At 39.6% G+C, this 7,953-nt stretch carries 6 protein-coding genes; 3 read left to right on the forward strand and 3 right to left on the reverse strand.

The features are described from left to right. Window positions 1-456 precede the first annotated feature (456 nt). The 3 genes from gor (at window position 457) to RRG12_RS40815 (ending at window position 3,821) form a co-directional block, all read left to right on the forward strand. Window positions 457-1,833, forward strand: coding sequence for a glutathione-disulfide reductase (gor, locus tag RRG12_RS40805; protein WP_420763120.1), 1,377 nt, complete (start codon window positions 457-459; stop codon window positions 1,831-1,833). Between the two features lie 97 nt (window positions 1,834-1,930). Further along, window positions 1,931-2,572 carry a YqiA/YcfP family alpha/beta fold hydrolase gene (locus tag RRG12_RS40810; RefSeq protein WP_420763123.1) on the forward strand — a complete coding sequence of 214 codons (642 nt, stop codon included), beginning with the start codon at window positions 1,931-1,933 and terminating at the stop codon, window positions 2,570-2,572. Between the two features lie 100 nt (window positions 2,573-2,672). Continuing rightward, on the forward strand, window positions 2,673-3,821 hold the full coding sequence (locus RRG12_RS40815) for a histidinol-phosphate transaminase (RefSeq protein ID WP_420763121.1): 1,149 nt from the start codon (window positions 2,673-2,675) through the stop codon (window positions 3,819-3,821). A gap of 8 nt (window positions 3,822-3,829) precedes the next feature. On the opposite strand, the gene RRG12_RS40820 is transcribed toward RRG12_RS40815, so the two are convergent. From RRG12_RS40820 to RRG12_RS40830, 3 genes are all read right to left on the reverse strand, one after another. After that, window positions 3,830-4,384 carry a hypothetical protein gene (locus RRG12_RS40820; protein WP_069071117.1) on the reverse strand — a complete coding sequence of 185 codons (555 nt, stop codon included), beginning with the start codon at window positions 4,382-4,384 and terminating at the stop codon, window positions 3,830-3,832. A gap of 804 nt (window positions 4,385-5,188) precedes the next feature. Beyond that, window positions 5,189-5,812, reverse strand: a complete 624-nt coding sequence (locus tag RRG12_RS40825) for a GNAT family N-acetyltransferase (RefSeq protein WP_420763122.1) — start codon at window positions 5,810-5,812, stop codon at window positions 5,189-5,191. Window positions 5,813-6,641: 829 nt separating this feature from the next. Beyond that, window positions 6,642-7,787: an ISH3 family transposase gene (locus tag RRG12_RS40830; protein ID WP_420759152.1), complete on the reverse strand. Its 1,146-nt coding sequence runs from the start codon at window positions 7,785-7,787 to the stop codon at window positions 6,642-6,644. Window positions 7,788-7,953: the final 166 nt, after the last annotated feature.

Here is a 7,953-nt window from a genome sequence, read left to right on the forward strand (position 1 = left end):
GCGACCCATCCCCCGCACCCCCCCATACGCAGCCAACCCCCGACCCCCACCAATTGAGCCAACACCCGACACCCCACCAATTGAGCCAACACCCGACACCCCACCAATTGAGCCAACACCCGATACCCCACCAATTGAGCCAACACCCGATACCCCAAGCGACTCTCCAAGCACATAAAACTGCTAATGGGGGTACAAGATGCTCTGCAAACACCGAATACCGTTCGTTTTGTTATTAATATTGCGTAAATCCTGTGGAACTTAGCTGTTCCAACAAAACCTACAACAACCACACCAAAAAGTGATATTCCCTACGACTAGATAACATCTGCTAACGCTAGATTAAATCAAGGACAGGACTTATACAGGATTCACCGGATATCCTTATATAGGTTCAATCACATTCCGTGTGTAAGTTCCCTGGAACTGATTTGTTGCTAAAGAGAACATAAATTTATGACTTTTGATTACGACCTGTTTGTGATTGGTGCGGGTTCTGGAGGTTTGGCGGCTTCCAAAAAAGCGGCTAGTTATGGCGCAAAAGTGGCGATCGCTGAATATGATTTAGTTGGTGGCACTTGTGTGATTCGCGGTTGTGTTCCCAAAAAACTTATGGTCTATGGCTCTCACTTTCCTGCATTGTTCAGTGATGCTTCAGGCTATGGCTGGAAAGTGGGTAATGCTGAGTTTAACTGGGAATATTTCATTACATCTATAGATAATGAAGTTCGGCGACTGTCGCAACTACATATAAGCTTTTTAGAAAAAGCCGGAGTGGAACTAATTTCTGGTCGCGCCACATTGCTAGACCCCCACACCGTAGAAGTTGATGGACGAAAAGTTACAGCGGAAAAAATTTTAATTGCTGTTGGTGGGCGTCCTGTCAAGCCAAATTTACCAGGAGTGGAATATGGCATTACCTCCAACGAAATCTTTCATTTAAAAGAACAACCAAAACACATCGTCATTATTGGCGCTGGTTATATCGGCACAGAATTTGCTTGTATTATGCGTGGTTTGGGTTCTGAGGTGACACAAATTACCAGAGGTGAAAAGATTTTGAAGGGTTTTGATGAGGATGTCCGCACAGAAATTGAAGAGGGGATGACGAACCACGGAATTCGGCTGATTAAGAATAATGTGGTGAAAGCAATTGAACGTGTGCCAGAAGGTTTGAAACTGACCTTATCAGAAGACGATCAAGAACCAATAATTGCCGACGTATTTTTAGTGGCGACAGGTCGAACTCCCAATGTAGATGGACTGGGTTTAGAAAATGCTGGGGTTGATCTTGTCCCTAGTTCCATCGAAGGGCCTGGATATGACACTACAAATGCGATCGCAGTCAATGAATATAGTCAAACTAGTCAACCGAATATTTTCGCTGTTGGCGATGTCACTGACCGAATCAGTTTAACTCCCGTGGCCATTGGCGAAGGTCGCGCTTTTGCCGATAGTGAATTCGGAAATAACCGCCGTGAATTTTCTCACGAAACTGTTCCCACAGCTATATTTTCTAATCCAGAAGCCGCAACAGTCGGCTGGACAGAAGCCGAAGCCCGCGAGAAACTTGGTGATGCTGTTACCATTTATCGCACTCGCTTCCGGCCCATGTACCACAGTTTGACTGGTAAGCAAGAGAAGACAATGATGAAGTTAGTGGTTGATAGCAACACTGATAAAGTGCTAGGCGCTCACATGGTAGGTGAAAATGCAGCCGAGATTATTCAAGGTATGGCGATCGCTGTGAAAATGGGCGCAACCAAAAAAGACTTTGACGCCACTGTGGGTATTCATCCCTCAGCCGCAGAGGAATTTGTCACAATGCGTTAACTAGGTCATTGTCCTTTGTCTTTTGTCTCTTACTGTTTAAGCTAAAACTAATGACCAATGACAAATGACTAAGGACGACCCTAACGGTAAAACTTGGATGTTTACTCAGTATATCTACTTGCACGGCTTTGCTTCCAGCCCTAATTCTGCCAAAGCACGGGATATAAGCGATCGCTTTTCCCAAATTCAAACAAAGCTGAAAATTCCCGATTTGAATGCTGGCGATTTTTCCCAATTGACCATCACTCGTCAGATCACTCAAGTTGCCGCAGAATTCAGTAATGATTCTACGCCAGTAACGCTGATTGGCTCAAGTTTGGGCGGTTTGACCGCTGCCCACTTGGGTCAGCAATATTTACAAGTACAGCGTCTTGTACTGCTAGCACCAGCTTTTGGGTTTCTATCTCATTGGTTGCCCAAGCTAGGAAATGAAGAAGTGCAGCGTTGGCAACAAGAAAAATATATCATGGTCTACCACTATGGGGAAGGCCGATCAATTCCTTTAAGTTACGATTTCGTAGCAGATGCCGCCCAACACCAAGAAAAGCTTTTGCAACGTCCTATCCCAACCCTAATTTTGCATGGAAAAAAGGATGAAGTTATCCCCATCGAAGCCAGTCGTGACTTTGCGCGTTCACGTCCTTGGGTGGAGTTAGTCGAACTCGACAGTGACCACGCTTTAGGTAATGTTATGGAAAAAATTTGGCAGGCAATTCGCCTCTTTTGCCAATTACCTTGAAGCTGTAAAATATTAAACTCTTATATAACTATGTCCTTAGTCATTTATCCTTTGTTATTTACCAATGACTAATGACTACCAATGACTAATAACTAAAACTATGCTTCCCTTCATCCGGTCAGATTTAGCACAATTTAGTGCGTACAAACCTCACCCCAGCAGCGATACAGCCGCATCTGTCCCCACACAGTTTGATCGGCTGGATACAAATGAAAGCCCCTACGATTTGCCACCTGAGCTAAAAGAGAAGCTGGTCTGGACGTATCAGCAAGTAATTGAAACAAATCGTTATCCCGATGGTGGACATGAAACACTTAAGGATGCGATCGCCGAGTATGTCAACGAGTCAGCTGCCCTCTCATCGTCTTTGTTTACTGCTGCTAATATTTCTGTTGGCAATGGTTCAGATGAACTAATCCGCTCTTTATTAATCGCAACCTGTCTAGGAGGAGAAGGTTCAATTCTCGTTGCTAATCCCACTTTCTCTATGTACGGGATTTTGGCGCAAACTTTGGGCATTCCTGTAGTGGCAGTGGGTAGAAATGAAACCAATTTTGAAATTGACATCAGCGCCGCACAGTCAGCCATCGAACAAACTCAAAATCCTCCCATTCGCGTAGTTTTCGTAGTGCATCCCAATTCACCGACTGCCAATAGCTTAACTGAGGCAGAGTTGGCATGGCTAAAAAGTTTACCACAACATATTTTGGTAGTAATTGATGAAGCTTATTTTGAATTCAGTAAAAATACTCTAGTACATGAATTAACTCAACACCCTAATTGGATGATATTACGTACTTTTTCTAAAGCCTTCCGATTAGCAGCTCTCCGTGTTGGTTATTGCGTCGCTCATCCCGAAGCGATCGCCATCTTAGAAAAAGTTCGCTTACCCTACAATCTCCCCAGCTTTTCCATCGCAGCAGCATTAGTTGCTTTACAAAACCGCACACTCTTACTTGAATCGATTTCCCAAACTCTGAGTGAACGAGCGAAACTCATCGAAATTTTATCCCAACAACCAGAACTACAAATTACCCCAAGTGCTGCCAACTTTATTTACCTGCGTCTTCAACCAAATGGCTCTCATCTACAAGATACTGCTTTAAAAACTTTCCACCAAAAACTTAGGACACTCGGCACTCTTGTGCGACACATTAGCGGAGGATTGCGAATTACTGTTGGAACAATAGAAGAAAATACCCGCACCGTAAATCGAGTCCAAGCTGCTTTGGCAAATTTGGAATCTTAGCAATTAGTTCAGTAATTAAATCTGCTGTCCATCTCACTACCCAAACGACGTACTATCCCTACTGTTTGTGGCAGCACACCCACTAAAAGAGCAAAGGCAACATCCGGCAGAAGATGCACTATTTCTGGTGGGAAGTATTGTTCAAATTGATCAAGAATTTTTTGGACTCGCTGCCCAGGCACCGGGTTTTCTGTAATTTGTTTAATCAATCGAATCCACTGTCGTCTAATCAAGTAAGCCTTCTGACGATCTTCATTAGATTCGGGAGTTAACAAAGACAGATTACCTATAGGGAGTGCCCTTTGGCAATCACAATCATAATCCCCACCCACAGCAGCCCCAGGCCCAGCAAACTCTGCATGGTAGCGCTTAAAGAGTATTAATCCATTTCGTCTCCGACTATTGACGATGAAGACTTCTCCACTGTGCAAACGTGTCAGGATATCCAAACTTTGCGATTGCTCAGTTCCGTCTGACATGACAAGAGAGTCAAGGAAACTAGTTTCAGGGTAATAAGTTGATACCATAGAGGTCTGATAGCGTCGATGCTGTTCGCTATCCATGTTTTTTAAACTTTCAACGAATGTGGTAGTAGTATGCACTTCAAAACAAAACTAGTTGTTATATAAAATGGGGTTGTTGAATTCTTTTATTATCAAGACCTTTCTGGCCAATTTAACTAAAATAGCAATAGATAGCTGTTATTTCAGCAATTGAGTGATTACATTTTATGAGATATAACTAGATTTGTCTGTAAACTATTGGAGTGTTTTATTAAAGTTTTTATAAAGATGAATATCTTAATTACAAAGTTATTATGAGGAAGTGATGATTTTGTTAAGCTTAATTTCGCATACTCTCTCACTATAATCCATTTATTTATCTATATTTAATACTTTAAAATATTTGTTCATGATAAATCCAAAAAGACAAAATTTAATATTTTAAAATATTAAAAGTTTTTACCAAAAGATACTTTTTTTAATATTTCCGAGAGGATTTTTTGTAAAAAGTATAAATCAAATTTTATTTTTAAAAAGAATTATCAAAAGCGATTAATTGGCGAAGCTAATAAATATATTTTAGCTGTTATTTAGATATTTAGCTAAATATTGGCTGGATTTTTAACGCACTTTGGGGGTTTAAGCCCCCAGCAAGACAGGCAGCCAGCCCGTTTTGGAGCGTGGTCTAAATCCCCGGACGCTCTCTACGAGACGCTAAAAGCGTAGCTTGCTTCTCTGAAAGAGTACGCAGACTCGCTAACGCAAAAAGTAATTGCGAATTGTTTTGATTAGATTCGTTTGTATTTAATTACCAAAGTAATTAAATACAAAACTTGACAATTACTAAAATCCGATTCAGATAATCTAGTCAGCACTCAGGTGCTTGTGCAATAACATCTGGCTTGAGCGTCTGAGAAAAAATGTATTCCAATTAGATTCAACTTTATGCACCCGGTATCCCAGCTTGAAATAAAGCTGTCTTGCTTGATGGTTATTTTCTAAAACATGAAGATATAAGTCTTGAAATCCCCACTCACGAGAGACTTTTTCACAGCTAGTAAGTAATCCTGAAGCTACACCATGTCTACGGTATTTTGGGTGAACCGCTAAATTAGATAAGTAAGGAAAACCTACGCCAACCTGGCTCCATGAATCACTATAACGTACACCCAATTCCACACTTCCCACTAAGTTATTAGCCTCACCACTAGTAGCTTCAAAAGCTACTAAACAAACATGACGGGGCGCAGGTGATGCCATCCGATGCCTTAAGTCTTCGTAAATACCCAGACGTAGCAATGGGAAAGCCCATCCCCATATACCGTTGTGGGAGTGAAAACTTTCAGTAATAATTTGGGCAACACCCATCAAATCAGGAGGTGTAGCCGCACGAATTTGGAATTGGTAGGAAGCTGGGTTGATTGGCTGTTGGTGGTATGGATGGAAAAACCGATATTTCAAGGCTAGTTTAGTATTGATTTTATTCAACGAAAAATTTCTCAAATATCCTAAAACCAGATTTAAACTGAATCATAACTTAAGAGCTGCTTAGGAAACTCAATTGACCTGAGATTGCTAATTCGCTTTTGCTTGTGGATCAAACAAAGTTTTACACTTTAGTTTGGGGTTTTATAACCTGTATTTTTGAAAGAGTGTTAGGAGTTACAGTTTCATCATTCCATAATCTTAAGTTCAGGTGCATCACCTGTTTCAGGTAGAGAGCGGATCGGATCAGATTGTTACATCTGTAAAGTGGTATAGCTTTGGGTGAGTGGGCAGAGACATAGCATAACTTGTCCGTAGGCAGCATCTACAAAATTGTTAAGTAAGTACACCATAAGTAAACTCTGGTTTCAAACCACCCTTGTTTGCAGTACTGAACCTGTTTTTGCAGTTGCCGCTACATTGAGACTACTTTTCTACTGAGTTGGATGAATAGGCTGTACAGCTAGTGGGACAAGAATCTATAAGGCTCCCTAATCCCTAATTCCGGATTTCTCAACGACTACCACTTGTCTTAATGATAGTTCTGATTGCTAAATTAGAAAGAGGTGTTTGTCTAATAGTATACTTTGGCTTTAAATATTATTGTTTTAATTTTGTTGGCTCTACCATGACTACCATAAATAAAATTTACCTGCAAATGTTAGTACAACTGCCGCAAAGGGAAAACTTAATATCAGTAAATCGCAAAGTTTTTTCCAAGAGAGCGATCGCCAATATTTTGTAACTTGAGATACATTTTCTGCGAAACTATCTTAACCCGTAGGCTGGGATAAATTACTTTTACTTATAGTTAAGCAACTTTTAACGATTGCTAACCCGATGGAATATAAATACCTTTAACACTTCCATATTTGCGCTCAACAACTTGACGTAGAAAAGCTAACATTTGTTTAAGACAGAAAAGGTTACGATAAATTAATCGCCTACCCTTTCGTTTTCGACTAATCTTAAACCAAAGAAGATAAACCCAAATATTGACTAACACAAAAGAAATACCAACATATAATAATCTCAATACGGGCTTCTTATTATTTGTTCTGATTCGACATAGATTTTTTAATCTATAACTGCTTTCAATTCCAAATCTTTTTCGATAATCTTGATGAATGTAAGATAGGTTTATTTTCGACTTATAAACAACATAAGCAAAGTATTCAATACCATGTTGTTTTCTTGTCCCTTTTTTGTATTTGCAGATAATCCATAAGCTAAAGGTAACATTATTATCTTTCTCTTCACCCATTGTGTAAGTAGTTTTATAACTACTTCTGCCTTTAAGAAATTGATTTACACCACCCTTTTTTCCTCTTCTAATCGCTGGCATTATAAAGGGAATATCCAAGGCTTGCAACCACCTGATTACAGCGATACTAAAAAATCCTCTATCCAAATACAGTGTTTTTACATTTACTTTAATAGTCTCAAGTTCAGCTAATAAGTAGGTGATAATGGCAACATTTGTATCTAACCAACGTACTCCTCTAATCGCCAGTGTAATCCGTTTCCCCTTGGTTAATATATATAAAGTTGCATAGGCATAAAAAGAACAAGTTCCTGACTTAGCCTGACTTCTATAAATATAAGGGTCTTCATCACTATCAGGTTTCCCATAGTAAGGAATTAAATTTAAATCAATGGCAATTTTATGATATGCATTTTTAATACGATGAGGAATTCTACTTTTGAGAGCTAAATTGATTTGATTTTCTAGCTGCTCAAAATTATTGATTTTATCTAAGTGATACCTGATATCGCTACCACATGGACTACTATTTAAAACTTTTGTTGTATTCTCAATACTATCTCCACTACTTGCTGCTCTCACTAATATTTCAAATAGAGTTTTCTGATCGCAAACTCCTTGGGTCTCAATAGAAATATTTTCACTTAAACAATCCAGAACTTCGTCAAGGGTTTCTGAATCAGTTAGTGCAAGCTGTTTTGGTAAAGTCGTCAATGGTCATTATTTGGGTGGATGTACATTCTTGATAATTTCAGTTTTTGAACCTCTTTTATTGAATATAAGTTTTAATTATAAAATAGGTATTATTTAGAACTAACTTCTACTGAGTGTCTACTTAGCGATCGCTCTTTAGCAAAACTTTGCGATTTACTGAATATGC

It is taken from the genome of Nostoc sp. CALU 546, from assembly GCF_048836525.1.

What these genes read in the sequence shown, in the direction of transcription:
- RRG12_RS40810 (WP_420763123.1), top strand. Translation starts at nt 1,931, where the DNA reads ATGTTTACTCAGTATATCTACTTGCACGGCTTTGCTTCCAGCCCTAAT.
- gor (WP_420763120.1), top strand. Translation starts at nt 457, where the DNA reads ATGACTTTTGATTACGACCTGTTTGTGATTGGTGCGGGTTCTGGAGGT.
- RRG12_RS40820 (WP_069071117.1), bottom strand. Translation starts at nt 4,384, where the DNA reads ATGGATAGCGAACAGCATCGACGCTATCAGACCTCTATGGTATCAACT.
- RRG12_RS40815 (WP_420763121.1), top strand. Translation starts at nt 2,673, where the DNA reads ATGCTTCCCTTCATCCGGTCAGATTTAGCACAATTTAGTGCGTACAAA.